Source organism: Rhodococcus sp. ACPA1, from assembly GCF_002300195.1.
Lineage (GTDB): Bacteria > Actinomycetota > Actinomycetes > Mycobacteriales > Mycobacteriaceae > Rhodococcus_F > Rhodococcus_F opacus.
Genome location: NZ_NSDX01000012.1, coordinates 306,732 through 333,103, shown reverse-complemented (window position 1 = coordinate 333,103; position 26,372 = coordinate 306,732). Strand labels below are relative to the sequence as shown.

The following is a 26,372-nucleotide window of genomic DNA, read 5'->3' as shown; positions in this document are numbered from 1 at the left end:
GCGCAATTGGCCTCACGCTGAACTGAATCCGTGACTCCCGACCGTCGTGGTCCTACCCTCGAACCGAGGGGTGGACAGCGGAGATGAGGAGAACGACATGGATCTCGGTCTGGGCGGCAAGCGGGCCGTCGTCACCGGCGGCAGCCGCGGAATCGGTTTCGCGATCGCGCGCAGCCTCGCGTCGGAGGGGGTCGACGTGGTGCTCGCGGCCAGGGGTGTCGAGGCGCTGGAACTGGCGGCGAAGACGCTGTCGCAGGAGACCGGGCGGCGGGTGATCGGGGTACCCACCGACACCGGCGACGACAATTCGGTGCGCGCCCTCGTGCAGCGAACGGTGGACGAATTCGGCGGCGTCGACATTCTCGTGAACGCCGCGGCCACACCGTGGAGCGCGGGCAAGCCGAGCGACTTCGCGTCCACCACCGACGACGTGGTGCGCGGTGAACTCGAGATCAAGGTGCTCGGCTATCTGCGGACCGCCCGCGCGGTGGCACCGCACCTCGTGGAGCAGGGGTGGGGACGGATCATCAATATCAGCGGGCTCGGTGCACGCCAGGCCAACTCCATCGCGCAGACCGTGCGGAACGTCGGTGTGTCGGCGCTGACGAAGAACCTCGCCGACGAACTCGGGCCGCACGGAATCAACGTGACGGTGGTGCATCCGGGACTGACGCGGACGGAACGACTCGTCGACCGGTTGGGCAAGCAGTCCGAGGACGAAGGTGTTCCGGTCGCCGAGTTGGAGTCGCGGCTGGCCACCAACTCGATCCACCGGTTGATCGACGCGAGCGAGGTCGCGGACGTCGTCACGTTCCTGGCGTCACCGCGCAGCGTCGGGATCACCGGCGATGCGGTTGCCGTCGGCGGGGGTGCTCCGGGCGCCGTCTATTACTGAGCGCGGGCGGGTGACAGCACGCCGTCCCGTTCGGTGACTTCCCGGGCGGCGCGCTCCCCCGACCGGATGGCTCCGTCGACCCAGCCGCACATCACGGACGAACTCTCCGTGCCTGCCCAGTGAATGCGACCGCACGGCTCGCGGAGGGCGTGGCCGAACTGGGTGAGCACTCCCGTCGGCGCGTGGCTGAGCATGCCGCCGCCGGAGTACCGCTCGACGCTCCAGTTCTGCTCGATGTAGTCGACGGGGGAGGCGGCTTTGGCTCCGAACCTCGCGGTCAACTCGGCGAGCACCTGGTTCTTGCGTTCCGCTTCCGGCAGCGTCCCCAGCGTGCGGGCGATCGGTCCCTCGACGATCACGCACAGAACACCGGGACGCCCCGTGTCCGTGCTCGCGTCGATGGTGACGGTCGCGGGGGAGTCGGGTGCCGCGGACTGCCCGGACAATCCGTCCGCGCGCCAGAAGGGTTCGTCGTAGAGGACGGCGATCTTCATGACCGCACCGCTCGGCATCCTCTGGTGCAGGAAGGACCGATCCATCGGCAGGAGCGGCTCGTAGAGGATCTGGCTCGCGATCGCGAGGGGGACCGCGACGATCGCCCTCCGGGCCCGCACCGACATATCCGCGGATCGGACAGTGACGCCGTCGCCGTCCTGCGCGATGTCCCGGACGGGTTGTGACAGATGGAGTGCGTCGCCGATCTCGGCTGCCATCGGGCGGTAGACGGCACCCATTCCGCCGACCGGCCGCGCGTCTTCGGCCGCGTCCTTCACACCGAGAACGAAACTCGGACCGCCGCCGGACGCCATCTGGTACAGGACGAACAGCATCGACACCTCGGACGCCGCGGACGTGTAGCAGCCGGCGATGGCGGTCTCGAGAAGGTCGTGGGCCGGCTTGGACAGCGTGTTGTCGCCCAGCCATTTGGCGAGGCTGATCGCGTCCCACTTCGCTGCCTTCTTCGCCTCCCACGGCGCCTCGAGCGGGATCGTCTTGCACATCTCGCCGAGTTCGACGAACACGGCGCCGAGATTCGCGGCCGCCCAGGGACTCATCGTCAGGGGAATCGTGCCCTTGTACCGGTACTGCTTGCCGTCGACGACCATCATCGCGTCGCCGTCGGTGTACTGCTTGTAACTCTTGACGCCGAATTCGTCCATCAGGGCGTAGATCCGGTCCTGTCCCGGCCCGATCCACGCGCCGCCCCGATCGATCCACGAACCGTCCTCGCGGACCACGGTGAAGGTCCGCCCGCCGATCCGGTCACGCGCCTCCAGCAGCGCGACCGATTGGCCGGCCTGTTTCAAGCGCAGTGCCGCCGTCAGTCCGGCGAATCCGGCGCCTACGACGCAATAGTCGACCTCGATGTCTGGCATGGCAAATCCCCTCGCGCTGCGCGCGCGGCCCTCGTGCGGCCGTAGGTAACGGGTGCGCCGCGATTGGTCCTGGGGGTGTGAATTCCTCTCTCCGGGAATGAAATCGCCGCGCACAGAACATATTCATCCTTACTCGCGGCGAGTAGTGCGGTCAAGGGCGTCCCGCCCGTGAGTACTTGTCAACCGCCCGTGGTTGACAAGTACTCACGGTTGGGGACGAGCGGGAAGACCTGCTCGGCGATGCGCTCGAGTTCCTCGTGCGCGGGGGAGCACTGGATGAGCAGCAGGGTGAGACCGGCATCCTGGTAGGCGCGGATCTTCTCGGCGACCTGTTCCGGTGTGCCGACGAGGTCGGGCCGCAGTCCACGCGTGCCGACGGAGTATTCGCGCTTGGACAGCTCGACGTCGAGTTCGGAGTTCTTCACGAACTCCTCGAACGAGGCGTACCCGGGCGAGTGCGGATCGACGGTGGTGATGCGTTCGAGTTCGGCGCGGGCCTCGGCTTCGGTGTCGCGCACGATGATGTACGTGGACATGCCGAATTCGACCATGTCCCGCTGGTGGATTCGCTGCGACCGGGCGTTCATGTCCGCGATCTTCGCGCGCACCTCGTCGACGGTGCCGCCGTGCAGCACGTACGAGTCGGCGAAGGTCGCGATCGATTCGCGGCCGCTCTCGCTCTCACCGCCGGCGAAGACCGGGGGATGGATTCCGGGCTTCGGTGACAGGATCGAGTCGCGCACGCTGAAGTGCTCGCCCTGGTAGGTGAACGGGGTGTGCTCCCAGAGCCCACGGAGAACGTCGACGAATTCGCCGGCTTGCCGGTATCGGTCGTCGTGCCGGGTGAAGGCGCCGCCGTATTGCCGGGCTTCCTCCTCCCACCACGCGGCGACGACGTTGAGCGCGAACCGTGCCGCACCGGCATCGGTTGTTCCGGCGATGTCGGTGATCGTCGCCGATTCCTTCGCGGTGACTGCCGGCAGGTGGAATCCGGGTCGCACCGCCGTCATCACCCGGAGCTGTTCGGTGACCGCGAGGATCGCCGACGACAGCGACCACGCCTCGAGGCTGGGCGCGTCGACGCCCTTGCGGTCGTTGAGATAGAGCTCGGGCACGAGGGTGGTGTGGTATCCGAGACGATCCGCGAGCTGTGAGAGCTTCTTGACGTAGTCCCAGGTGGCGGGCATCCCTTCGTCGCCGAGGTTGCGCAGGAAGCCGCCGTAGATGGGCGTCCAGTAGCCGAAGTGCATGTCATTCCTCCGTGATGGCGTCGAGCGAAGCACGCAGATCGTCGACGAGGTCTTCCAGGTTTTCCAGTCCGATCGACAATCGGACGGTGCGGTAGCCGAATCCGGCGTCGCGGAGTTGCGTGTCGCCGAGATGGCTGTGCGTGGTGGTGGCGGGGTGCACTACCAGCGAACGGGCGTCGCCGATGTTGGCGACGATGGCGAACAGTTGCAGCGAGTCGATGAACTTCGCCACTTTCGAGTCGTCGACGGCGAGATCGAAGGAGAAGACCGAGCCGGCGCCGCGCGGCAGGTACCGCTGGGCGGCGTCGTGCCACCGGTTGTCCGGCAGTCCGGGGTAGTTGACCTTGGCGACCGCGGGATGACCGTCGAGAAATTGTGCGATCGCCAGTGCCGAGCCGACTTGCCGTTCCAGTCGCAGGTCCAGCGTCTCCAACCCCTGAAGCAGCTGGAACGAATTGAACGGGGACAGTGCGGGACCGAGATCGTGGACGATCTTCGTCTTCGCGTAGACCAGGTAGGCGCTCCGCTCGCGGCCGAACTCCTCCCACAGCACGAGGTCGCCGATGCGCGGGTAGGGCTCGGTGAACTGGGTCCACCGCTGCGGTTCCGCGCCGAAGTCGAACGTGCCGAGGTCCACGATCACACCACCCAGCGAACTGCCGTGCCCGCCGATGAACTTGGTGGCCGAGTAGACGGTGATGTCGGCGCCGAAGTCCTTCGGGCGGAGCAGATACGGGGTGGCGATCGTGTTGTCGACGATCAGCGGGACCCCCGCCTGGTGCGCGATGTCGGCCACCGCCCGGACGTCGAGCACGGAGGCGACGGGGTTGCCGATCGTCTCGGCGAAGAAGGCCCTTGTCTCGGGGCGCGCGGCTGCACGCCAGGCGTCGAGGTCGTCCTGATCGACGAGCGTGACCTCGATCCCGAAGTCCGCGAAGGTGTCGGTGAGGAGATCGACGGTTCCCCCGTACAGCTGCCGGGCCGCGACGATGTGCTGTCCGGACTTGGCGAGGGTGAGGAGTGCGACCGCGACAGCGGACTGCCCGGATGCCGTGGCCAGGGCGGCGACTCCACCGTCGAGATCGGCGAGGCGCTGCTCGAACACGGCCTGGGTGGGATTCCCGGTGCGGCTGTACAGGTTTCCCTTCCGCCGGAGGGAGAAGATGTCCCGTGCCTGTTCGAAGCTGCCGAAATCGTAGGCAACCGATTGGTAGATCGGGGGGATCGCGGTGTTCTGCGGCGTTCCGGGTTGATAGCCGGTGCGGACCTGCCGGGTCGCGAACCCTGTGGTCTCGGGCATCGGTGTGCCTGTCCCTTCGTCGGTACTTCTGATGGGGCCTGGGTGAATGGCAAAGCGGGTGAATGGCAGAGCAAAACGAATATGTTCGGAACAAAACACGAAGCGCGGCGCGAAGGCACGCGTTTTGTTCTGCTCGAGCTTTAGTCTTGTTCGACCTCGCGCGTGTGGGTCAGGGTGACGCAGTCATTCCTGCGAACAACCCCCGAATGAGGTAATCAGTGGACATCGACTGGCTGGAACCCGAAGCGACTGTGCGTGGCTCGGTGATCGTCGTTGCCGGCCGCGGTGAGCATGCTCACGTGTACCGCCGGTTCGCCCGCCGGATCGCCTTCGACGGTTACCGTGTCGCGGTGGTGGAGAACGATCCTGCGGTGACTGCTCGGGTGATCGCCGATGCCGAGACCGAGCTCCCACTCACCGTCATCGGGTCGGACAGTGGCGCCCTGACCGCCCTCGACCTCGCCGCGACGCATCCGGCCGTGTCCGGGGTGGTGGCCGCCGGTCTTCTCGTCGCGGGCGCCGACGCCTTCACCGGAGAGTGGGACGGCGAACTCGAGATCCGTTCCGCGTGTCCCGTGCACCGAGGGGTCCTGTCCTCGGCCGACGCTCTCGAGCGGGGAACGCTCGACGCGGAGACGCCGGTGGCCACGGCGGATTCGCTGACCCACGTGCAGGTTCCCGTCCTCGTCGTGCACGGAGGCGCCGACGCCCTCAGTCCGGCCGCCGGCGTCCTGGCCGTCACGTCCGCGTTGCCCGACGCCCGGATCGTCGTCGTCCACGAGGGGCGGCACGACATCCTCAACGACGTGTCCCACCGGTCGGTCGCCGCCGAGATCGTGCAGTTCCTCGAGCGCCTCCGCCTGCCCGGTACGCCCGACATCGTCCTTCGCGAACCGGCCGGGGCACTCGCGCAATGACCGTGACCCGCGCGGCGCGGGGCCGGTAGTGGTTGTCGATCGAAGGGGTGTGGATGTCAGCGGTGCTGGAGTCGGAGGCGATTGCTCCGGAGTGGTTGCTCGACAAGATCGACGGCCGCACCGCGGAACTGGCCGATGCCGTCGCCGACCTCATCAGGTCGGGTGAGCTCAGCCCCGGCGATCGCCTGCCGACCGTCCGCGCACTCGCGAAATCGACCGATCTCAGTGTCGGTGCGATCGTCACCGCCTGGGGCCGGCTGCAGGAACAGGGGTTCGTGCAGACCCGCCGCCGCGGCGGCACCGTCGTTCTTCCGCCGCTCGACAGCGTGCCCGAGCGCGGCATACCGGACTGGCGTGGCGTCGACCTGGCGCAGAATGCACCCGACCTGGCGCTGCAGCCGTCCCTGTCCGACGCTTTGTTGTCCAGCCTGGATGCCGAGACGCTGAATGTGTTCGGCCGGGAACTGATGACCGAGCGGTTGCGGAATGCCGTCGCCCCGGGTTGGCCGTTCGAACCGGAGGCCTGGGCCACGGCGGGCGGTGGCACCGAGGCGTTGTTGCTGGCCGTGGAGGCGGCCGCCCCACCCGGTTCGATGGTGGCCGTCGACGAGCCCCTGGGCCCGGGGGTTCTCGACACCCTCCGCGACCTGGGGCTGGATGCGGTCGGCGTCGGCGCCGATCGCGACGGCCCCCGGCCGGACGCTCTGGACGCGGCCCTGACCGCCGGTGCGGTGGCCTTCGTGTTCCAGCCCGGTGCGCCGTTCGCCGTCGACCATGCGGTCAGTGCGAGGCGCACGAGTGAACTCGCCGAGGTGCTGCGACGGCATCCGGCGGTGTGGGTCGTCGAGGACGACTCGATCGGACCGCTCGAACCGCAGCAGCCGCCCTCGCTGGGATCTGTCCTGCCGCAGCGTGTCGTCCGGATCCGCAGCTACTGCAAGGCCTACGGGATCGACGTGCGGACCTCCGTTCTGGGAGGGTCCCGCGAACTGATCGAGAAGGCCATGAAGGTGCGCAGTCACGGAGTCGGCTCGAACAGCCGGATCCTGCAGAACACCCTCGCCCACCTGATCGTCAGCGCCGACGCCGAGCAGGCGGTCACGGCGGCGCACGAGCGGTACGCCGCCAGGCGCACGGCGCTGCTGGGGGCCCTGATCGACCGTGGCATCGAGGCTTTCGCGGGCCCGCACAGTCTGGTCGTGTGGGTGACGGTGTCGGACGAGACCGCGGCCCTCGTCGCGTTGGCGCGGCAGGGCATCTCCGTGGGGGCCGGTTCCCGCTCGTTCGTGCGGGCGCCCGCACGTCAACTCCTACGCCTGTCTGCCACCCAGTTGCCCGACGACCCGGACCTGATCGGGCAACTCGCCGACGTCGTCGCGGTGGCCGTCGCGGAGTCGTCACGGGAGTTCTTCGACTGATCGGACTTTGTTCGACAGCCCTGCGGGACATACGAAATATGTTTTGAAACATCGAGAATTTAATACTCTGCACGCGTCTGTTTGCTCCATACACTTCAACGCGGCGTGCCGAGGCAGGTGCCTTCAGGCGGACGACAAAGGAGCGAGAACATGACGAGACGGCAACTGAAATTGGGAGCTGTCCTCACCCCCACGGGTGGGCCCGGGCACCCGTACACCTGGCTGGACCCGGAGATTCCCGCCGACGCGAGCGTCGACATCGACTGGTACATCCGGTACGCGCGGCTGGCCGAGCAGGCGCGGTTCGACCTCGTGTTCATCGTCGACAGCCAGTTCATCACCCCGGACTCGCCCCCGCACTACCTGAACCGGCTCGAGCCGCTGACGCTGCTGTCCGCGCTCGCGGTCGCCACCGAACACATCGGACTCGTCGGCACGCTGACCACGTCGTTCAACCAGCCGTTCAACCTCGCGCGACGGTTCGCGTCCCTCGACCTGATCAGCCGCGGCCGTGCCGGCTGGAACGTGGTCACCAGCGGCGACTCGGGTACCGCCGGAAACTACGGCCTCGAGGAGCATTACGACTACGCCACCCGCTACGGCCGGGCCCTCGAACACGTCGAGGTCGTCAAGGCTCTGTGGGACTCCTACGAGGACGACGCGTTTCCGCGCGACCGGGAGGCCCGCCGCTTCCTCGACCCGGACAGGCTGCACACCCTCGACCACCGGGGCGAGCACTTCTCGGTGGTGGGCCCGCTCAACATCGAACGCTCGCGGCAGGGGCAGCCGGTGATCTTCCAGGCCGGCGACTCCGACCAGGGCCGCGACCTCGGTGCGCGTATCGCCGACGGGATCTTCACGCACGCGCCGAGTTTCGAGGCGGGCGCCGCGTTCTACGCCGACATCAAGACCCGCGCCGCGGCCTACGGGCGCGCTCCCGAGGACATTGTCGTCCTGCCGGGAGTCACCGTCACCGTGGGCGACACCGACGCCGACGCACGCGAGATCGAACGCGCAACCCAGCTGGCGGACAACGACTTCGGAAAGTCCCTCCGGGAACTGGGCCGGCCCTTCGGCTGGCACGACTTCCGGCAGTACGACCTCGACGCGCCGTTCCCCGCCGAGGCACTGCAGCACGCGGAGCGCAGCTTCTACACGCAGGCGAAGAAGATCGCCGACCTCGCCGCCGACCGCGGGCTGACACTGCGGCAGACGGTCGAGGCGCTCAGCGCGCCGAAGACGTCACCGTTCACGGGCAGCGCCGAGACCGTCGCGAACGAACTGCAGCGCTGGCTGGACGGCCACGCCCTCGACGGCATCAACATCCACATCGGCCACCCGGCACAGTTCCAGCGCTTCGTCGATGAGGTGTTGCCGATCCTGCGTGAGCGCGGGGTCGTCCGGGAGGACTACGAGCAGAACACGTTGCGCGGCAACCTCGGCCTGCCGTTCGCGGAGAACCGTTACACCCGCGCGCGGCGTGAGGGAATCGACCCCGCCCCGCTGCCCGGCACCACCGCATCGCTGTCCGCGAGCGTCTGAATCACCACCCCTCTGCATGGTCAGGAGCACCCAGTGAGCAAGAAGAGCCGGCGGATCGTCGGCGCCGTAATACTCGGAGTGATCGTCGGGTTCGTTGCCACCGCGTGCGGCGGCGGCAGCAGCTCGGACGGCGCCGAGGTCAAGTGGGCGTTCAACCTCCCCACCTCCTGGGATCCGGTGACGAGCCGGACAGGAAACGACATCAACACGATCAGCCTCGCGTACGCGTCGCTGACCCGGCTCGACGCCGAGGGCAACGTCGAACCGTCACTCGCCGAGAGCTGGAAGTACAACGCCGACGGCACCGCCGTGACCTTCACCCTGCGTGACGGTCTCACCTTCTCCGACGGGACCACCCTCGACGCCCCGGCGGTCAAGGCGTTCTTCGATCGCGGCAAGACCCAGGACGATTCGTTCCTCCGCGATCAGCTCGCCGGCGTCACCGAGGTCACGGCCGACAGCGCCACCGACGTCACGCTGCACCTCGCCGACGCCGACTACCAGATCCCCTACCTGGTCGCCGGGCGTACCGGTGCCATCGCCAGCCCGACCGCGGCCGCCGACCCGCAGAAGCTCAGTGTGTGGCCGGTGGGCGCCGGTCCCTTCACGATCACCGACTTCGTCGCCGAGGACCACGCGTACTTCGAGAAGAACCCGAACTACTGGGACGCCGACAACATCCACATCGACCACTTCGAACTCAGCGTCGCCCCGGACCCGGCGACACTCGTCGCCGGTGTCCAGTCCGGTTCCATCGACTTCGCGACGCTACCGGCCCTGCAATCCAAGGAAGCCGAGGCCGCCGGTCTCGATGTGACCGTGAAGCCGTCGCTGGCCGCGAACGACGTCTCCATCAACCTGAACAAGGCCCCGTTCGACAATCCGAAGGTCGTCGAGGCGTTCCGTTACGCATTCGACCGGCAGGCGTTCGTCGACGTCATCACGAACGGGTTGGGCAGCACGACGAGCCAGCCGTTCCCCGACGGGTACCTCGCATTCAATCCCGAGATCGAGAAGCTCTGGAACTACGATCCCGACAAGGCATCTCGTCTCCTCACCGAGGCGGGCTTCGGTCCCGGACAGTTGTCGATCGAGATCACCGCGCAGTCGGCGGCCACCAACCGGGCAGAGCTCGTGCAGTCGCAGCTGAAGAAGATCGGCGTCGAGTCCACCATCAAGGTGGTTCCGCCGGGATCGTCGACGTGGCAGAGCGAGGTCTACATCGCGAAGAATCCGCAGCTGGCGACGGACGGCACCATCGGGCGTGAATCCCCGGTTCAGAACCTGCTCGCCGTCTACGGTCCGGAAGGCATCATGAACCTCAGCGGCCCGCACGCGTCGCCGGAGTTCACTGCCGCGCTCGACGCCGTGCGTCGCACGCCCCTCGAGGACCCGGAGTACAAGCCGCGGCTGTGGCAGGCCGTCAAGGTCGGTGTCGAGCAGTCGCCGACGAACTACATCTTCAGCAATCCGTGGATCATCGTGTCCAACCCGGACCTGAAGAACCTCAACATCCTGCCGTCCCAGGTGCGGTGGGAAGGCGTCACGGTCTCGTGACCACCGCAGACGTCCAGGCCGCCGGCCCCGGGAGAACATTCGCTCTCCCGGTGCCGGCGGGTGCGCTCGGCACGGCGGTGCGGGTCGTGCTGAGCACCGTGCTGATCGTGGTCCCGGTCTTCCTGTTCTCCACCCTGATCACCTTCCTGCTCGGAGCGGCCAGCGGGCTGAATCCGGCCGCCGGGATCGCCGGCGACGCCGCGACCCCGGAGACGATCGCCCGCATCAACGCCGAATTCGGGCTGGACAAGCCGGTCTGGCAGCAGTACGTCGACTGGATGTCGAGCATGCTGAGCGGCGACCTCGGCGTCTCGTGGTTCAGCAAGATCCCGGTCAGCGAGTTGATCGGCGAGCGGCTCGCCGTCAGCGCCTCGATCGCCGGTGTCGCTCTGGTCATCGGACTCGTCCTCGGTGTCGGACTCGGGGTGCTCGCCGCCGTCTACAAGGGCAGCCTGCTCGACCGGCTGATCACCGCCTACACGTCGGTGGCCTCGACGCTGCCGCCGTTCGTCATCTCGATCGGACTGATCCTCGTCCTCAGCGTCGGGTTGCACTGGCTGCCGTCGGCCGGGTACGTCCCGCCGGACGAGGACTTCGGCCGCTGGCTGTCGCTGATCATCATGCCCGCGATCGCGTTGAGCATGGACGTCGTCGCCGACATCGCGCGACAACTCCGCACCGGATTGGTCGCGGAGCTGGACCAGAACTACGTCACCGGCGCGGTGGTGCGGGGCATCAGTCCGTCCCGGATCCTGTTCGTGCACACACTGCGTAACGGCAGCGGTCCCGCGCTGTCCATCCTGGGTATGAAGATCCCCACACTCATCGGCGGCGCCGTCGTGATGGAGACCATGTTCTCCATGCCCGGCTTCGGTCGCCTCGCCGCCGACTCCGCGTTGCGCGGAGACGTTCCCATCGTCCAGGGAACGCTCGTCGTGGCGATCGTGTTCGTGCTGTTCTGCAACATCGTCGTCAACATCGCCCAGAGCGCGTTGCAGCCGGCAACCAAGCGGAGAGACTGAAATCCCATGCTCACAGCAATCCTGCGCTATCACTCCGCTCGCGCCGCGGCGGTCGTCCTCGGGCTGATCGTGGTGCTCGCGGTCTTCGGGCCCGCCCTCGCGCCGTTCGACCCACTCGAACAGGACACGGCGGCAATCCTGCAGGGCCCGAGCGGAACTCACTGGCTCGGGACGGACAACGTCGGACGGGACGTGTTCAGCCGGCTGCTGGCGGGTTCGACCGTGTCGGTGCTGTCCGCACTGCAATGCGTCGTCGTCGGATTCCTCCTCGGCGTGATCCCGGGATTCCTGTCGGTGTACCTCGGGCGCGGCGTGGAATGGTTCACCCTCCGGTTGATGGACGCGCTCATCACGCTGCCGTTCCTCGTGTTCGCCGTCGCGATGACCGCGCTGCTCGGAAACGGGCTCGCGCAGGCGATGTTCGCGGTCGGCATCCTCATCGCACCCGCGTTCTACCGGGTCACTCGCGCCGCGGCGCTGACCGTGGCCAACTCCCAGTACGTCGAGGCGGCCGAACTGATGGGGGCCGACACCTCCTGGATCATCCGTCGTCACGCGGTGCGCAAGGTGCTGCCGGCGGTGGGGGTGACGTTCGCGGCGATGACCGGAGCCAGCCTCGTCATCGTGTCTTCGCTGACGTTCCTCGGGATCGGCGTCGTCCCACCCGACCCGACCTGGGGCGGACTCCTCGCCAGCGGACTGCAGTACCTCTACCAGGTTCCGTTCGGCCCCGTCGTGCCCGCCCTGTTGATCGTCGCGACCGTCTGGGCACTCAACGCCATCGCCGACGCGCTGCGGGATGCGACCGGCCAACCCCGACGACGCGCCCGCAGGAAACAGGAGGTCACCTCGGATGTCCACTGACACATTGGATGCCACGTCGGCACCCGCACCCACGCGCCCCGACCGGCCGGTGCTCACCGTGAGCGATCTGCGCATCGCACTCGACGACGGAACCGAACTGGTCCACGGCGTCGACTTCTCCCTCGCGCGCGGCGAAGCCCTCGGGATCGTCGGCGAATCGGGCAGCGGCAAGTCGCTGACCTGCCGGGCCATTCTCGGAATCCTGCCCGGCGGACTCGGCGTCACCGCCGGCTCGATCGATTTCGACGGCATCGAACTCACCGACCTCGGTCGCACACACTGGCGGCCATTGCGGGGAACCCGCATCTCCGCGGTGTTCCAGGACCCGGCGTCCTATCTGAACCCGTCCATCCGGGTCGGTGAACAACTCGCCGAGGCACTTCGGTCGACCCTCGGGTTGTCCCGCGCCGACGCCCGGCGGCGCGGCGTCGAACTGTTCCGGAAAATGGGGCTGAACGACGCCGACACCGTGTACCGCCAGTACCCGCACGAACTGTCCGGGGGCATGCTCCAGCGGGTGCTCATCGCGATCGCGGTGTCCGCGGAACCGGAACTCCTGATCGCGGACGAGGCGACCACCGCCTTGGACGTCACCGTTCAGGCCGAGGTGCTCGACCTCCTCGAGGACCTGCGCGACGAACTGGGCCTCGCACTCGTCCTCGTCTCGCACGACCTCGCCGTGGTGGCTCAGGTCTGCGACAGCGTGATCGTGATGCGGGACGGCGCCGTCGTCGAGTCCGGGCGTGCGGAGGACCTGCTCACTGCCCCCCGGCATGAGTACACCCGCCAACTCGTCGAGAACCATCGGGAGTACGGGCTCGAGTCGTTCATCGGGAAGGAGGCGGCTCGTGTCTGAGTTGCTGCGCATGACCGACGTCCGGGTGGAGCGGGGGCCCCGTGGGGCCCGCAAGCAGATCCTGCACGGCGTCGACCTGACCCTCGATGCCGGCGAGAAGGTGGGGCTGATCGGTGAAAGCGGCTCCGGGAAAACGACACTGGCCCGCACGATTCTCGGTCTGATCACCCCGACGTCCGGATCGATCGAGATCCGCGGGCAGCGCGTCGACGACCTGTCCACGGCGCACCGCCGGGCCCACCGCCGCACCGGGACCGTGCAATACGTGTTCCAGGATCCGCTGCTGAGCCTCGATCCGGACATTCCGGTGGGCGAGTCGATCGCCGAGGGACTGCTCGTGCGGGGCGGACTCGACCGCGGCGTCGTCCAGTCGCGAGTGGCAGAGGTACTGAGCAGTGTCGGACTCGACGCCGACATCGCGGCGCGGATTCCCGCCGACCTGTCGGGTGGGCAGCGCCAGCGGATCGCGATCGCGAGGGCCCTCGTCCTCGATCCGGCGCTGCTGCTGCTCGACGAACCGGTCAGCGCCCTCGACTCGGTCAACCGCATCCAGATCCTGAAACTGCTCACCGAACTCGGGCACTCGCGGCAACTCGCTCAGCTGTTCATCTCACACGACCTGGGGGCGGTCGCGGCCCTCGTCGACCGGATCGTCGTGCTGTACCGCGGCAACATCGTCGAGGACGGTCCCACCCATCAGGTGATCTCCGACCCCCAGCACCCGTACACCGCGCTCCTCGTCGGTTCGGCTCCCACGTTGAGCGGCGGCGCGGTGACCCGGGAGCGGCGCCGCGAACTGAGGCTCCGCCTCCCGTGAGTACTTGTCAACCGCGGGCGGTTGACAAGTACTCACGGGTCAGCGGCGCAGCGCCTTTCGTGCCAGCCAGTTGCCGAAGAACTGGGAGGCCTGGACGAGCAGGATGATGACGAGGGTGGCGACGAGGGTCACCTGCCAGTTGAAGCGCTGATACCCGTAGACGATGGCGAAGTCGCCGAGGCCGCCGCCGCCGATCGTCCCCGCCATCGCGGACATGTCGACGATGCCGATGAGGACGAACGTGTAACCGAGAATCAACGGGCCCAGGGCTTCCGGGATCAGCAGGGTGACGATGATCCGCAGGGGTCCCACGCCCATCGCGCGGGCAGCCTCGATCACGCCGGGGTCGACGGTCACCAGGTTCTGTTCCACGATGCGTGCGATGGCGAACGACGACGCGATGATCATCACGAAGATCGCGGCCTCGGTTCCGATGGTCCGGCCCACCACGGCGAGGGTCACGGGACCCAGTGCGGCGAGCAGGATGATGAACGGAATCGGCCGGACGATGTTCACCAGGATGTTCAGCACCGTGTAGGCCGCCGTGTTCTGGAGAATCCCGCCCTTCCGCGTGGCGTACAGCAGCGTTCCCACCACGAGCCCGATCAGCCCGCCGACCACCAGCGTGATCACCACCATGTAGATGGTCGTGCCGATGGATTCGAACAGTACGGGGCGCAGCTTGTCCCAGTTCGTGGTCATGCCTGTACTTCCTCGACGTCGGTGACGGTCCGCAACCGGCGGATCACGTCGTCGACGCCGTCGTCCGGACCGACGAGCTCGAGCGTGAGACTGCCGAACGAGCGGTCCTGCAGGGTGGTGATGCCGCCGTAGACGATCTCGAACCGCACACCGTGCCCGCCCGCGTCGGAGAGAACGTCGCCGATCCGGCTGCCGTCCCGCACGTCGGCAGTGACGATCCGGCCGCCGAAACGCGACCGCAGCCGTTCCAGGTCGGCGGGCTCCGGGCGGTTGCGCAGGATCGTGCTCACGAAGCTCTTCGACGCCGGCGCCTGTGGTTCCGAGAAGACGTCGAACACCGTGCCGAGCTCCACGACGCGACCCTCCGCCAGGACGGCGACACGATCCGCGACGGACCGGACGACGTCCATCTCGTGCGTGATCACCACGATCGTGACCCCGAGTTCCCGGTTCACCTTGCGGAGCAGGCGGAGCACGTCCTGCGTGGTCTCCGGGTCCAGGGCGCTGGTGGACTCGTCGGCGAGCAGCAGGTCCGGCGACGTCGCGAGCGCGCGGGCGATCCCGACCCGCTGCTTCTGCCCGCCGGACAACTGGTCGGGGTAGGCCCGTGCCTTGTCGGAGAGGCCCACGAACGCGAGCAGTTCGGCGACGCGTTCGCGGCGCTTCTGTCGCGGCCACCCCGCCACGACGAGGGGGTACGCGACATTCCCGGCGACGGTCCGCGAGCGGAACAGGTTGAACTGCTGGAAGATCATCCCGATCTTCGCGCGCACGTGCCGGAGTTTCGATTCCGACAGCGCGGTGATGTCGACGTCGTCGACGACGACGCGCCCACTCGTCGGGCGTTCCAGGCCGTTGATCAGCCGAACCAGCGTGCTCTTCCCGGCGCCCGAGTAGCCGATGACCCCGAAGATCTCACCTCTCTCGATGGTGAGATCCACGGCGTCGACAGCGGTGAGCGTCTTCTTTCCCGACTGGAAGGTTTTCGTGACGGATTCGAATCGGACGATCGGTGTCATCTACTTGGCCGAACGAATTCCCTCTTCGACCCGCGACAGGATCTGCTGCAGTTGGGCACCGTCGCGTTCCACCTCGACCGACGTTCCCTTCGACTCCTCGCTCACGGCGGCCTGGATCTCGGGGTCGTGCCAGATCTTCACGAGTTCGAGGTACGTCGCGTTGTCCTTGTCCTCGGCGCGGGTGACGAAGGTGTTGATGTAGGGCTCGGCGGCGGGGCTCGACGGGTCGTCCTTGTAGAGAGCGGATTCGGGGTCGATGCCCGAACGCTCGAGGAACGTGTTGTTGACGATCGCGCCGTCGACGGATGCGAGCGACAGCGCCGTCTGCGCGGCGTCGACCGGGGTCACCTTCACCTTGGACGCAGTCGTGTCGATGTCGGCGGGCGTGGGGGACGGGTTGTCGCCGGTCAGCGTGAGCAGGCCGGCGCCGTTCAGCACGAACAGGGCACGAGCCTGGTTGCTGGGGTCGTTGGGGATCGCGATCTCGCCGCCCTGCGGAATGTCAACCAGGCTCTGGTGCTTCTGCGAGTACAGGCCGAGCGGCACGATCTGGGTGGCGCCGATCGGGGTGAGGTCGTCGTCGGCGCCGGTGTTGTACTCACCGAGGAACTGCAGGTGCTGGAAGAGATTGGCGTCGATCTGCCCCTGCGACAGGGCGACGTTCGGCTGCGAGTAGTCGGAGAAGTTCACGACGTCGAGCGTGATACCCGCGTCCTTCGCCTTGTCCTCGAAGATCTCCCACGAGCGGTCGCCGGCCTCGGTGGTTCCGATCCGGACCGTGTCGCCGTCGGCGCCGCCGGATCCACCGGAGCACGCTGTCAGTGCCGCCAGGAGAGGAACGGCGGCAAGGGCGAGAGAACGGCTGAACTTCACGGAAAATCCCCACGATCGATCGAATGACCACGGAGTGTGGCCACTGGCAAGCTAGCGCCTCCGGGCGCCGCGCGGAATGGTTTGGATCGCCCTGATTCGAAGGGGCGTGTCTCGACTTCCGTTCCTGCCCTGCAATATTCGACCGGAACCACCGAGTGCTCTAGGGTGGCGGGGTAAGCATGCGAGAGGTGATGAAGCAATGAAGGTAACGGTAGTGGCGGGCAACCCCAAGCCCGGTTCACGGACGCTGGACGCGGCCGGTCTGGTGGCATCCGCGGTGACGGGTGCCGACGCGGATGTCACAGTCGACGTGATCGAGCTCGGGGCGGGTCTGCTCGGGTGGGGTGACGAGAAGGTCGCGGCGGCCGTGGAGGCGGTGGCGTCGTCGGACCTCGCCGTCATCGCCAGCCCGACGTTCAAGGCGTCGTACACGGGCGTGCTGAAGCTGTTCCTCGACCAGTTCGCGACCGGCGACGGCCTGAAGGACGTCGTGGTGGTGCCGCTGATGCTCGGGGCCGGGCCCGCCCACGCCATGGCGCCGGACCTGCTGCTCAAGCCGGTGCTCGTCGAACTCGGCGCGACGGCCCCCGCGCCGGGCCTCTACCTCATCGACACCACTTACACGACCGACACACGCATCGCCGACTACGCCGAGCGGTGGGGTCCGATCCTCACCGCGGCGGCCCGGACCCGGACGGAACTCTCATGACGCAGGCAGACGGCACCCTGGACAAGACTTCGCTCCGGGAGGCGTTCGGACATTTCCCGAGCGGTGTCGTCGCCGTCTGCGCCGAAGTCGACGGTGAGCGAGTCGGGATGGCGGCGAGCACGTTCGTGCCCGTGTCGCTGGAGCCGCCGCTGGTCGCGTTCTGCGTGCAGAACACGTCCACCACGTGGCCGAAACTCGCGGGCCTCGCCCACGTCGGGATCAGCGTGCTCGGTGAGGCGCACGACGCGGCCGCCCGCGTGCTGGCCGCGAAGACCGGCGACCGGTTCGCGGGCCTCGACACCGAAACCACCGACGGCGGTGCGCTGTTCATCGACGGAGCGTCGGTGTGGCTGGACACCACCGTCACCCAGCAGGTGCCTGCGGGGGATCACGCGATCGTGGTCCTGCGGATCAACGAGCTGAGGGTGCAGTCCGAGATCGAGCCGATCGTGTTCCACCGCAGCCGGTTCCGCTGGTTGCGCACCGTCGCTTCCTGACACGGGGTGAGATGACCACTGAACTGACGGCGCCGGCCGATACGGACGTTCATCCCCTGGACGACGCCATCCGGGAATCCCTTCGCGGGACGCACGCGCATTTCGCCAGGTGGTCGGGCCGGGTGGCGCGGTACCACCCGGACGTCGCGCCGCATGTGGGCCACCCGGCGACGCTGGGGGACGAGGACTGGGCGGATCTCGTGGCACTGCTCGGGCCGTCGGCGACGGCCGCGCTACGCGGATTCGGGCACACCCCGCCGCAGGGCTGGGAGGTCGTGGACTCGTTCGGCCTGGTGCAGATGGACGGCACCGCGCTGGACGTCGCACCGGACCCCGACGCCGAGGTGCTCGGCGCGGCGGATGTCCCCGAGATCCTGGACCTGATCGGCCGCACCCGGCCCGGACCGTATCTTCCACGAACCGTCGAGATGGGGACGTATCTCGGTTTTCGTGTCGACGGCGAACTGGTGGCCATGGCGGGTGAGCGGTTGCATCCGCCCGGGTGGACGGAGATCAGCGCGGTCTGCACCGACGAGCGTTTCCGGGGCCGCGGATTCGGTGCCCGGCTCGTGCGCGCCGTGGGAGCAGGTATTCGCGCTCGCGGGGAAAGACCGTTTCTGCACGCCGCCCAGTCGAACACGACGGCGATCCGCCTGTACGAAAGCCTCGGCTTCACGCTCCGTCAGCAGTCCGCGCTCACCATCGTCCGGACGCCGGCGTAGGCCGATCCGGTGCCCGTTGTGACCCCGGTCGGGCAAAATCGCAGGTATGAAGTACGTGCTACTGATCTGCGACGACGAGTCGGTATCGCCGACGAACGAGGAACTCGCGGCGGATCCGGTGCATCAGGCATGGTGGGAGGATCTGCAACGACGCGGCGGGATGCTCGTCGGCCAGCGGCTGCGACCGGTGGTGGATGCCACGACGGTCCGGGTCCGCGACGGTGAGACTCTGGTCTCGGATGGGCCGTTCGCCGAGACCAAGGACTTCGTCGGCGGATTCGTGATCGTCGAGTGCGCGAACCTGGATGAGGCGATCGAGATCGCTGCCGGCCATCCCTACGCGCGTTGGGGCGGCGTCGAAATCCGCCCTGTCTGGGAATGACTGCGCCCGATGACCGAGTCCGTGCGGCGGTCGATGCGGCGTTCCGGGACGAGTGGGGGCAGGTGGTTGCGACTCTCATCGGGTTGACGGGGGAATGGGACCTTGCCGAGGACTGTGCGCAGGACGCATTCGCCTCCGCGTTGACGAACTGGCAGCGCGACGGCGTTCCGCGCCGCCCCGGAGCCTGGCTCACCACGACGGCTCGCCACCGCGCGATCGACCGGCTACGCCGCGACGCGGCAGGTGCGGGCAAGCTGCGCCAGCTCGCCGTGCTGACCCGCGACCCGGACGAGCCGCATGACGAGATCCCCGACGAGCGGCTGCGGCTGATCTTCACCTGTTGCCATCCGGCGCTGCCGTTCCCGGCGCGGGTCGCGCTCACCCTGCGGACGTTGGCCGGTCTGAGCACCGCCGAGATCGCCCGGGCCTTCCTGACCGCCGAGTCCACGATGGCGCAGCGCCTCGTCCGCGCCAAGCGCAAGATCCACGAGGCCGGGATTCCCTACCGGGTCCCGCCCGTCGAGCTGCTCTCCCAGCGACTGGCCGCCGTCCTGGCGGTGCTCTACCTGATCTTCAATCAGGGCTACGACGAGGAGGACGGGCGGGCCCTCACGGCCGAGGCCATCCGCCTGGCCCGGCTCCTGATCCGCCTGATGCCCCAGGAACCCGAGCCGCGCGGCCTCCTCGCGCTGATGCTGCTGCACGAGTCCCGGCGCGCGACGCGCACCGACGGCGGAGTGTTGGTCACCCTGGAGAACCAGGACCGGTCTCGGTGGGACCAGCCGCTGATCGCCGAAGGCGTGGCAACGCTCGACCAGGCGCTGGCGATGGGGCGCACCGGTGGTTACCAGGTGCAGGCGGCGATCGCCGCCTGCCACGTCACCGCGCCCGACGCGACGAGCACGGACTGGCCGCAGATCGCGGCCCTGTACACCGAGCTGGCGCGGCTGGCGCCGTCCCCGGTCGTGGATCTCAACCACGCCGTGGCCGTCGCTATGGCCGACGGCATTCCGGCCGGCCTCGCCCTGGTCGACGAGATCACGGCATCGGGCCGGCTCGACCGCTACCACCTGCTGCCTGCGACCCGAGCCGATCTGCTCCGCCGGGACGGCCGTGCCGCCGAGGCCAGGGCGGCGTACGAGCAGGCCTTGCAACTGGCCCCGACCGAGGCGGAACGCCGCTACCTGAGCAGCCGCCTCCGCGAGCTCTGAAGAAATCTCGAGATCATTGTGCGGTTGTTGTCGATCTCGGGCGGCATCCTTCGTCGGTGAGTTGAAAGCCACCAAGATGAAGGGAAAGTGTTGTGAACACAGAAACAACCCCGTCCGTCGTCGACCGCGCGTCCTACCAGGACGAACTGGATGCACTGCGGGTCCGGGAGAAGGCGCACACCCACGAAGGCGACGCGATCGCTGCGGCCCGACGGCGACTGCCGATGGCCGAGGTCGACCCCGCCATCACCATGGTCGGCCCGCACGGGCCGGTCCCGCTGCTGGACGTGTTCGAGGGCCGCAGCCAGTTGATCGCGTACTTCCACATGTGGCACGCCGGCCACCCCGCGGCCGAACAATGTGAGGGCTGCACGTTCTTCAACGGCCAGGTGCGCGAGCTGTCGTACCTGCACTCGCGCGACGTCACGTACGCCACGCTGTGCCAGGGACCGTACGACGTGAGCGTCCGCTACCGCGACTTCATGGGTTGGGACGTGCCCTGGTACTCCGCGCAGGATGCGGCGGATGTGCTGCTCGGCGATCGCCCACGGTCCCCGGCGCCCCTGGTCTGTTATCTGCGACAGGACGGCAGGGTGTTCGAGACGTTCTGGACCAGCGGCCGTGGTCTGGAACCGATGGCTCCGACGTACGGGTTGCTCGACATGACCGCGTACGGCCGTCAGGAAACATGGGAGGACTCGCCGAGCGGTTGGCCCCAGCATTGGGAGCCCGGCACGAGGGAAATCATGCGCACCGACGGACGGCCCACCGCGCAATGGTCCCGCCTGGGCGCCGGACGATCCGACGACCTCGGCCACGCCGAGCACTGACACGGCCACCACCGATGGAAAGCAGGACTCCCGGACGGTGTCGCCTGGTTGGCGGACATCAGGGCTGAAGGACGTACTTCCCGCGTACGCCGCCCTGCGCGACCGCGCGGTGAGCGGCGGCGACCTGGTCGAGCGGTACGACGGCGTGCACCCGCGCCGGCAGGTGGCCGCTCGCGGTGGAGTCGAGGAGCTGGGCCAGCCGGGCACCGTCGGGCCGCGCCACCAGAACGCGGACGGTGACGCCGCGTTCCTCTGCCGGCGCCGCGCCCGGCTGCACGCCGACGAAGAGGCCTCCGTCACGAACCAGCGTGAGGCCCTGTTCCTGGAGTGCGGCACCGTCGGCTACCGCGTCCCAGGCGCGCGCAGACTCTGTGGTGAAGTCGGCGCCGAGGCCGCGCACGAATTTCTCGTCGTCGGCGCGGGCCAGTCCGGTGACCCGCCAGTCGCGGTCCTGGGCGAGCGTCACGACGTACGCCCCGACCGCTCCAGCGGCCCCGGTCACCAGCAGGCTCCGGCCGCCACCGTCGCCGAGCAGGTCGACCAGCTGGGCTGCAGCCAGGCCGTTCAGCGGGACCGTGGCTGCGGTGGCCAGGTCGAGGCCGTCTGGTACGAGCGCGGTGTCGCTCGCCGGGACGATCAGCTGCTCGGCGTAGGTGCCGAAGTCGCGGTCGAACCCGGCGACCAGCCCTGCGACGCGGCTGCCGACCGGGAGGTCGACGTCCGGACCGACCGCGGTGACGGTGCCGGCGAAGTCCCAGCCGAGGCCGGTGTGGTCGGGCTGGTCGATCAGCCCGAGCCGGTGGAACACCCCGGCGGCGAGCGCCAGGTCGACGGGGTTGACCGCGGCCCCGGCGATCTCGACCCGGACCTGGCCCGGCCCGGGCTCGACGACGGGTACGTCGATGATCTCGATGGAGTCGGGACCGCCCGGGGTGCGGACGATTGCGGTGCGGAAGGTGGTGGACATGTTGCCTCCTCTGGACCGGAACTTGTGCTGCACCTCCACGATGGAGGGGTTACTCTCCAATGGGAAGTACGCACTTCAGAGTGCGTAGGTCACCGCACGGGAAGGAGCGGTCGATGCCGACGACGACGGCGGCCCAGGAGCGGGCGCAGGCGAAGGTGGAGTACGAGGCGTTCCTGGCGACCTGCCCCAGCCGCCAGCTCCTCGACCGGATCTCCGACAAGTGGGTGACGCTGGTCCTGGCCGCGCTGGGCATCGACGGACCGCACCCAGGCGGAGACTGCGTCGGCGAGCCGCGGCGGATGCGCTACTCGGAGCTGTCTCGCCGGCTGGCCGGAGTCAGCCAGAAGATGCTCACCCAGACGCTGCGCTCCCTCGAACGCGACGGCCTGCTCACCCGCACCGTGACCCCGACCGTGCCTGTCACGGTCACCTACGAGCTGACCGACCTCGGACTCTCGCTCCACTCCGTCATCCGCGGGATCAAGGCGTGGGCGGAGGCGCACATGGACGAGGTGCTCGCCAACAGAAACACGTACGACACCCGCGTCGGCTAGCGCGCTGAACCTAACCACTCACGGGGAGCGGAGCACCCGCGAAGCGTTCGCGGAGGGTGGATTCGGCGTACTCGTGCCGGAAGATCCCCTTCGCGCGGAGGATCGGAACGACGTGATCGACGAAATCGGTGAGCCCGGAGGGGAATCCGTCCGGCATCAGGTTGAAGCCGTCCGCCGCGCCCGCCACGAACCATTCCTCGATGGTGCCGGCGATCTGTTCGGGGGAGCCGACGACGAGCCGGTGACCGAAGCCGCCGGCCTTGCGAAGCAGTTCGGACACCGAGTACCGGCTCTCGAGCGCCAGCCGCACGACGGCCTCCCGGAACCCGAGCGAGCCGGAGAACGACGGATCGACCGGGGCGAGGAGCACGTCCTCCGGGATCGGCCGGTCCGGGTCGAGCGAGCTCAGGTCGACGCCGAGCATGCCGCCGAGCCGTTCGGCGGAGAAACCGTCGGCGTCCTTGGATTCCCAGTCCTCGTACCGGGCGATCGCCTCGGCCTCGGTGCTACCCACCACCGTGACGAGCCCGGGAAGGATCTTCACCGCCCGGGGATCCCGACCGGCTGCGCGGGCGACATCCTTCACTTCCCGGTAGTGCTGCTGCCCGGCGTCGAGCGTGAGCTCCGCCGAGAACACCGCGTCGGCGCTGCGTCCTGCCAGTGCGCGGCCCTGCGGGGACCCGCCGGCCTGCACGAGCAGGGGGTGGCCCTGCGGCGACGGCGGCACGGGCAGTACGCCGTGAACGTGGAAGTACTCCCCGTCGTGGTGCACCGGGACCCGGGTGGTCGCCGATTCCCACAGCGCCGTCACGACGTCCACGAACTCCGTGGCCCGGCGGTACCGCGACTCGCGGTCGGGAATCCGGGAGAGACCGAAGTTGTGGGCGGTCCCGGCGTGGAACGTGGTCACCACATTCCACGCCACCCGTCCGCCGGACACGACGTCGAGGGAAAGGAACCGGTCCGCCAGGTCGAACGGATCGTTGAACGTCGTCGACGCCGTGCCGATCAGGCCGAGGTGCTCGGTGGCGCTCGCCACCACCCCGAGCACGGTGGTCGGCTCCAGGGCCCGCGTCGGCTTGACGGCGGGATCCTCGCGGAGCGCAGGACCGTCCGCGAGGAACAGCGCGTCGAGGGTGCCGCGCTCGGCGATCTTCGCGACCTCGGTGTAATAGTCCGGGTCGATGAACGACGTCGGGTGCAGGTCGGGAGCGCGCCACGCGGACGGGTGGAAACCCACGTCCAGCACGTTGACGTTGAGGATGACCTCTCGTTGCGCGGGCATCAGCCGGCCGGCTTCGCGGCCGCGCCGTCGACGTTGGTCTGGCTCCGGTCGGTGGCCCGTGCCGATTCGATGCTCTGCGCCACCCGGGAGAAGAACGGGTCGCTGTCGATGAGCTGGCCGATCCGCGGGTCGTGGTAGGTGTCGAGCAGCGGCGCGAAGTCGGGGTTGTCCTTGTTCTTCTCGTTGATGACGACCTCGATCCAGTACAACTCGTAGGCGGGGGCGTTGAAGACGATCTTGTCGTCGGGGACGTCGGCGAGGTCGAAGTTGGAACGCCAGCCCAGTGCCAGGTCGACGTCGGGGAGCGTGCGCGGCAACTGCGCCAGCGCGGCCTCGGTGAACTCGAACGACTTCGGGTTGTCCTTCACGTCGCGGATGGTCACGCGCGACGGGTCGACACCGTCCTTCAGGGTCAGCTGACCGAGGTCCTGCAGGGTCTGCAGTGCCTGCGCCTGATTCGACGGGTCATCGGGGATCGCGACCTTCGCGCCCTTCGGGAGATCCTCGAGCTTGCCGTACTTCTCGGAATAGCCCGAGAACTTGAGGACATACCAGTCTCCGGCCGCATACAGTCCGAGGTTGCCGTCCTCGTTCTGCACGCGCATCCACTCCTGATGCTGGCTGTGGTTGGCATCGATGTCGCCCTGGGAGACAGCGAGATTCTTGAGCTTCGAATCCTCGATCTGCACGGGTTCGACGGTGATGCCGTGGTCGGGGGCGAGTTTCGCGACTTCCTTGGCGAGCTTCTCGTCCAGGATCGATCCGGCGGTGTATCCGATCTTGAACGTGGTCTGCGGGCCGTCACCCTCGGTTCGGTCGTTGCCCCCGGCCGCGCCGCACGCGGTGAGGAGGAGAAGCAGGGTGGCCGTCAGTCCGCCTGCCGCCACAGCACGGGCGCGCGTCACCGAGCGGGGTCGAGTCGTCATGGGTGTGTCCTCTGATCTGGGTGAATGTGAAGGAAGGCTCAGCGCCGGTTGGTGAGACGGGCGGCCAGGTCGCCGACGAGCTGGATGACCTGGACCAGTACCACGAGCGCGATGACCGTCGTGATCATCACGGTGTTGTCGAATCGGTTGTAGCCGTAGGCGATGGCGAGGTTGCCGATGCCGCCTGCGCCCACCGCTCCCGCGATCGCCGACATGTCGAGGATGCCGATCAGCGCGATGGTCAGGGCGCCGATGATCGTCGGGACCGCTTCGTGGAGTTGCACTTTGCGGATGATCTGAAAGTTCGACCCGGCCGAGGCCCGGCCCACTTCCACCACTTCGGGGGGAACGTCCCGCAGCGAATTCTCGATCAGACGCGCGACGTACGGTGTCGCGGCCAGCGTCATCGGAACCGCCGCGGCCTGCACCCCGAGCGACGTGCCGACAATGAACCGGGTGAACGGAATGATGGCGGCCATCAGCACCAGGAAGGGAAGTGATCGGCCGAGGTTGACCACCCAGCCCGCCACCGCGTTCACCGCCGGGTTGGGGAACAGCCCGCGGGGAGCGGTGTTGTGCAGGATGACCGCCAGCGGAGTGCCCAGCAGGATGGCCAGGATCACCGTGATCCCGACCATCTGCACGGTCTGCTGCAGGGCGGGGAGGAACAGCTCGGGAAGTTCCTCGACCGGAGTCGAGATGGCGAGAACGACAGTGCCCGGGGCGCTCATGCCGCGGCCTCCTCGGTGGTACGCCCGGATACCACGTCGTCGACCCGGGTTCCGTGCAGGCCCCACGACGACAGCAGTTCGCCGACGGACGGATGCTCACCGGCCACCGAGATGGTGACCCGCCCCGCCGGGCGTCCGCCGACCGATTCCACGGTCCCGGACAGCACCCCGATCGACCGGCCGGTGGCCTTGCCGAGAAGTTCGATCCAGTTGGTGGGAACGGTGTCGGAGCCGTAGGTGACGTGCCAGAGCACGTCCCGGTCCTCCGCGGTGATGTGGGAACGGTCGGGGAGGAGGCCGACGCCGAGTTCGGACCGGGGATCCCGGAGGAGTTCGATCACCGGGCCCGATTCCACCACCCGCCCCGCGTCGAGGACGGTGACGACGTCCGCGACCTGCCGGACGACATCCATTTCGTGGGTGATCAGCACGATCGTCAGCCCGAGGTCGTCGCGCAGTTCACGCAGCAACGCGAGGATGGATCGCGTCGTACTCGGATCGAGCCCGGACGTCGCCTCGTCCGACACCAGGACCCTGGGCGCGAGTGCCAGCGACCGGGCAATCCCCACGCGTTGCCGCTGCCCGCCGGACAGTTGGCGGGGGTAGAGGTCGGCCTTGTCGGACAGACCCACCCGCTCGAGCAGTTCCTCCACGCGTGCCCGCCGCTCGGTCCGGCCCACACCGGCGAATTCGAGTGGCAGGGCCACATTCTCCGCCGCCGTGCGACGGGCGAGGAGGCTCGACGCCTGGAAGATCGTGCCGATCGCGCGACGCTGATCCCGGAGCCGGCGTTCGGACAGTCCCGAGACGTCGACGCCGTCGAGCAGAATGCGACCCTCGGACGGACGCTCCAGCAGGCTGATGATGCGCGACAGCGTGGTCTTGCCCGCACCGCTCTGTCCGATCACCGCCGCGATCTGGCCGGTGCCGACGGAGAAGTCGATGTCGTGGAGCACTTCGACGGACCGGGATCTCTTCCCGAATCGTTTCGTGACGGAACGGACTTCGATCATGCTGAACCACCTGTGTCGGATGACGGCACCTCGGTCGGCCGTCGGGACGGAAATCCCGGCCCGTGGACGGGCCGGTGGATTCCCGAAACGATAGGCGTGGGTACACGGAAAGTCATGCCTAAGAATCGACTTGATCA

27 protein-coding genes are annotated in these 26,372 nt (G+C 68.1%); 16 read left to right on the top strand and 11 right to left on the bottom strand.

Going from position 1 to position 26,372, the window contains the following annotated elements; genetic code table 11:
- Window positions 1–97 precede the first annotated feature (97 nt).
- Complete coding sequence (locus tag CJ177_RS40640; protein ID WP_095870419.1) at window positions 98–895, top strand: SDR family NAD(P)-dependent oxidoreductase; 798 nt, start codon at window positions 98–100, stop codon at window positions 893–895.
- On the opposite strand, the gene CJ177_RS40635 is transcribed toward CJ177_RS40640, so the two are convergent.
- From CJ177_RS40635 to CJ177_RS40625, 3 genes are all read right to left on the bottom strand, one after another.
- The gene (locus tag CJ177_RS40635) at window positions 889–2,271 is read right to left on the bottom strand and encodes an FAD-dependent oxidoreductase (protein WP_061044399.1); all 1,383 of its coding nucleotides are present in this window, start codon (window positions 2,269–2,271) and stop codon (window positions 889–891) included. The two genes, CJ177_RS40640 and CJ177_RS40635, sit on opposite strands and share 7 nt — an antisense overlap.
- Before the next feature lie 179 nt (window positions 2,272–2,450).
- Entirely contained in the window at window positions 2,451–3,521 is a 1,071-nt protein-coding gene (locus CJ177_RS40630; protein ID WP_061044400.1) for an LLM class flavin-dependent oxidoreductase, read from the bottom strand.
- A 1-nt stretch (window position 3,522) separates the two neighbouring features.
- A complete protein-coding gene (locus CJ177_RS40625) occupies window positions 3,523–4,821 on the bottom strand; it encodes an O-acetylhomoserine aminocarboxypropyltransferase/cysteine synthase family protein (RefSeq protein ID WP_061044401.1) in 1,299 nt (432 codons plus the stop codon).
- A gap of 218 nt (window positions 4,822–5,039) precedes the next feature.
- Here CJ177_RS40625 and CJ177_RS40620 point away from each other — a divergent pair, with 218 nt between their 5' ends.
- The 8 genes from CJ177_RS40620 to CJ177_RS40585 all read left to right on the top strand — a co-directional run bounded on the left by CJ177_RS40620 (window position 5,040) and on the right by CJ177_RS40585 (window position 13,814).
- The gene (locus tag CJ177_RS40620; RefSeq protein WP_061044402.1) at window positions 5,040–5,738 is read left to right on the top strand and encodes an alpha/beta hydrolase; all 699 of its coding nucleotides are present in this window, start codon (window positions 5,040–5,042) and stop codon (window positions 5,736–5,738) included.
- Window positions 5,739–5,791: 53 nt separating this feature from the next.
- Window positions 5,792–7,156, top strand: a complete 1,365-nt coding sequence (locus CJ177_RS40615) for an aminotransferase class I/II-fold pyridoxal phosphate-dependent enzyme (RefSeq protein WP_095870360.1) — start codon at window positions 5,792–5,794, stop codon at window positions 7,154–7,156.
- A gap of 150 nt (window positions 7,157–7,306) precedes the next feature.
- A complete protein-coding gene (locus CJ177_RS40610; RefSeq protein ID WP_095870359.1) occupies window positions 7,307–8,698 on the top strand; it encodes an LLM class flavin-dependent oxidoreductase in 1,392 nt (463 codons plus the stop codon).
- Window positions 8,699–8,731: 33 nt separating this feature from the next.
- Entirely contained in the window at window positions 8,732–10,255 is a 1,524-nt protein-coding gene (locus CJ177_RS40605; RefSeq protein ID WP_025433059.1) for an ABC transporter substrate-binding protein, read from the top strand.
- Complete coding sequence (locus CJ177_RS40600) at window positions 10,252–11,277, top strand: ABC transporter permease (RefSeq protein WP_061044404.1); 1,026 nt, start codon at window positions 10,252–10,254, stop codon at window positions 11,275–11,277. The genes CJ177_RS40605 and CJ177_RS40600 overlap by 4 nt, the downstream gene beginning before the upstream one ends.
- A gap of 6 nt (window positions 11,278–11,283) precedes the next feature.
- Complete coding sequence (locus tag CJ177_RS40595) at window positions 11,284–12,141, top strand: ABC transporter permease (RefSeq protein WP_005252469.1); 858 nt, start codon at window positions 11,284–11,286, stop codon at window positions 12,139–12,141.
- Window positions 12,131–12,997 (top strand): ABC transporter ATP-binding protein, encoded by an 867-nt coding sequence (locus CJ177_RS40590; protein ID WP_095870358.1) that lies wholly within the window; start codon window positions 12,131–12,133, stop codon window positions 12,995–12,997. The genes CJ177_RS40595 and CJ177_RS40590 overlap by 11 nt, the downstream gene beginning before the upstream one ends.
- Window positions 12,990–13,814 (top strand): ABC transporter ATP-binding protein, encoded by an 825-nt coding sequence (locus CJ177_RS40585; protein WP_257014923.1) that lies wholly within the window; start codon window positions 12,990–12,992, stop codon window positions 13,812–13,814. The genes CJ177_RS40590 and CJ177_RS40585 overlap by 8 nt, the downstream gene beginning before the upstream one ends.
- A 39-nt stretch (window positions 13,815–13,853) precedes the next feature.
- Here the strand turns inward: CJ177_RS40585 and CJ177_RS40580 are convergent, their stop codons facing one another.
- The 3 genes from CJ177_RS40580 to CJ177_RS40570 are packed head-to-tail and all read right to left on the bottom strand — an operon-like array spanning window position 13,854 to window position 16,408.
- Entirely contained in the window at window positions 13,854–14,516 is a 663-nt protein-coding gene (locus CJ177_RS40580; RefSeq protein WP_095870357.1) for a methionine ABC transporter permease, read from the bottom strand.
- The gene (locus CJ177_RS40575) at window positions 14,513–15,535 is read right to left on the bottom strand and encodes a methionine ABC transporter ATP-binding protein (RefSeq protein WP_005252477.1); all 1,023 of its coding nucleotides are present in this window, start codon (window positions 15,533–15,535) and stop codon (window positions 14,513–14,515) included. The genes CJ177_RS40580 and CJ177_RS40575 overlap by 4 nt, the downstream gene beginning before the upstream one ends.
- The gene (locus CJ177_RS40570) at window positions 15,536–16,408 is read right to left on the bottom strand and encodes a MetQ/NlpA family ABC transporter substrate-binding protein (RefSeq protein WP_095870356.1); all 873 of its coding nucleotides are present in this window, start codon (window positions 16,406–16,408) and stop codon (window positions 15,536–15,538) included.
- Between the two features lie 199 nt (window positions 16,409–16,607).
- On the opposite strand from CJ177_RS40570, the gene CJ177_RS40565 reads away from it, so the two are divergent.
- The 6 genes from CJ177_RS40565 (at window position 16,608) to CJ177_RS40540 (ending at window position 20,759) form a co-directional block, all read left to right on the top strand.
- Entirely contained in the window at window positions 16,608–17,117 is a 510-nt protein-coding gene (locus CJ177_RS40565; RefSeq protein WP_025433058.1) for an NADPH-dependent FMN reductase, read from the top strand.
- Complete coding sequence (locus CJ177_RS40560; protein WP_005252482.1) at window positions 17,114–17,614, top strand: flavin reductase family protein; 501 nt, start codon at window positions 17,114–17,116, stop codon at window positions 17,612–17,614. The genes CJ177_RS40565 and CJ177_RS40560 overlap by 4 nt, the downstream gene beginning before the upstream one ends.
- 11 nt (window positions 17,615–17,625) lie before the next feature.
- Window positions 17,626–18,336 (top strand): GNAT family N-acetyltransferase, encoded by a 711-nt coding sequence (locus CJ177_RS40555; protein ID WP_025433057.1) that lies wholly within the window; start codon window positions 17,626–17,628, stop codon window positions 18,334–18,336.
- Between the two features lie 46 nt (window positions 18,337–18,382).
- Window positions 18,383–18,718 carry a YciI family protein gene (locus CJ177_RS40550; RefSeq protein WP_061044410.1) on the top strand — a complete coding sequence of 112 codons (336 nt, stop codon included), beginning with the start codon at window positions 18,383–18,385 and terminating at the stop codon, window positions 18,716–18,718.
- Window positions 18,715–19,929 (top strand): RNA polymerase sigma factor, encoded by a 1,215-nt coding sequence (locus CJ177_RS40545; protein ID WP_095870355.1) that lies wholly within the window; start codon window positions 18,715–18,717, stop codon window positions 19,927–19,929. Before CJ177_RS40550 ends, CJ177_RS40545 begins: the two co-directional genes overlap by 4 nt.
- 92 nt (window positions 19,930–20,021) lie before the next feature.
- Window positions 20,022–20,759, top strand: a complete 738-nt coding sequence (locus tag CJ177_RS40540; RefSeq protein ID WP_095870354.1) for a DUF899 family protein — start codon at window positions 20,022–20,024, stop codon at window positions 20,757–20,759.
- 58 nt (window positions 20,760–20,817) lie between these two features.
- Here CJ177_RS40540 and CJ177_RS40535 read toward each other — a convergent pair whose 3' ends face one another.
- Window positions 20,818–21,726, bottom strand: coding sequence for an NADP-dependent oxidoreductase (locus tag CJ177_RS40535; protein ID WP_005252492.1), 909 nt, complete (start codon window positions 21,724–21,726; stop codon window positions 20,818–20,820).
- 113 nt (window positions 21,727–21,839) lie between these two features.
- Between CJ177_RS40535 and CJ177_RS40530 the strand changes: the two genes are divergently transcribed.
- On the top strand, window positions 21,840–22,280 hold the full coding sequence (locus CJ177_RS40530; RefSeq protein WP_095870353.1) for a helix-turn-helix domain-containing protein: 441 nt from the start codon (window positions 21,840–21,842) through the stop codon (window positions 22,278–22,280).
- A gap of 10 nt (window positions 22,281–22,290) precedes the next feature.
- On the opposite strand, the gene CJ177_RS40525 is transcribed toward CJ177_RS40530, so the two are convergent.
- Genes CJ177_RS40525 through CJ177_RS40510 form a run of 4 tightly spaced genes read right to left on the bottom strand, consistent with a single transcriptional unit; the run spans window position 22,291 to window position 26,235 of the window.
- Window positions 22,291–23,565, bottom strand: coding sequence for an NtaA/DmoA family FMN-dependent monooxygenase (locus CJ177_RS40525; protein ID WP_095870352.1), 1,275 nt, complete (start codon window positions 23,563–23,565; stop codon window positions 22,291–22,293).
- Window positions 23,565–24,491 carry a MetQ/NlpA family ABC transporter substrate-binding protein gene (locus CJ177_RS40520; protein WP_011594674.1) on the bottom strand — a complete coding sequence of 309 codons (927 nt, stop codon included), beginning with the start codon at window positions 24,489–24,491 and terminating at the stop codon, window positions 23,565–23,567. Before CJ177_RS40520 ends, CJ177_RS40525 begins: the two co-directional genes overlap by 1 nt.
- A gap of 38 nt (window positions 24,492–24,529) precedes the next feature.
- Window positions 24,530–25,222: a methionine ABC transporter permease gene (locus CJ177_RS40515; RefSeq protein ID WP_061044416.1), complete on the bottom strand. Its 693-nt coding sequence runs from the start codon at window positions 25,220–25,222 to the stop codon at window positions 24,530–24,532.
- Complete coding sequence (locus CJ177_RS40510) at window positions 25,219–26,235, bottom strand: methionine ABC transporter ATP-binding protein (protein ID WP_095870351.1); 1,017 nt, start codon at window positions 26,233–26,235, stop codon at window positions 25,219–25,221. Before CJ177_RS40510 ends, CJ177_RS40515 begins: the two co-directional genes overlap by 4 nt.
- Window positions 26,236–26,372 lie beyond the last annotated feature (137 nt).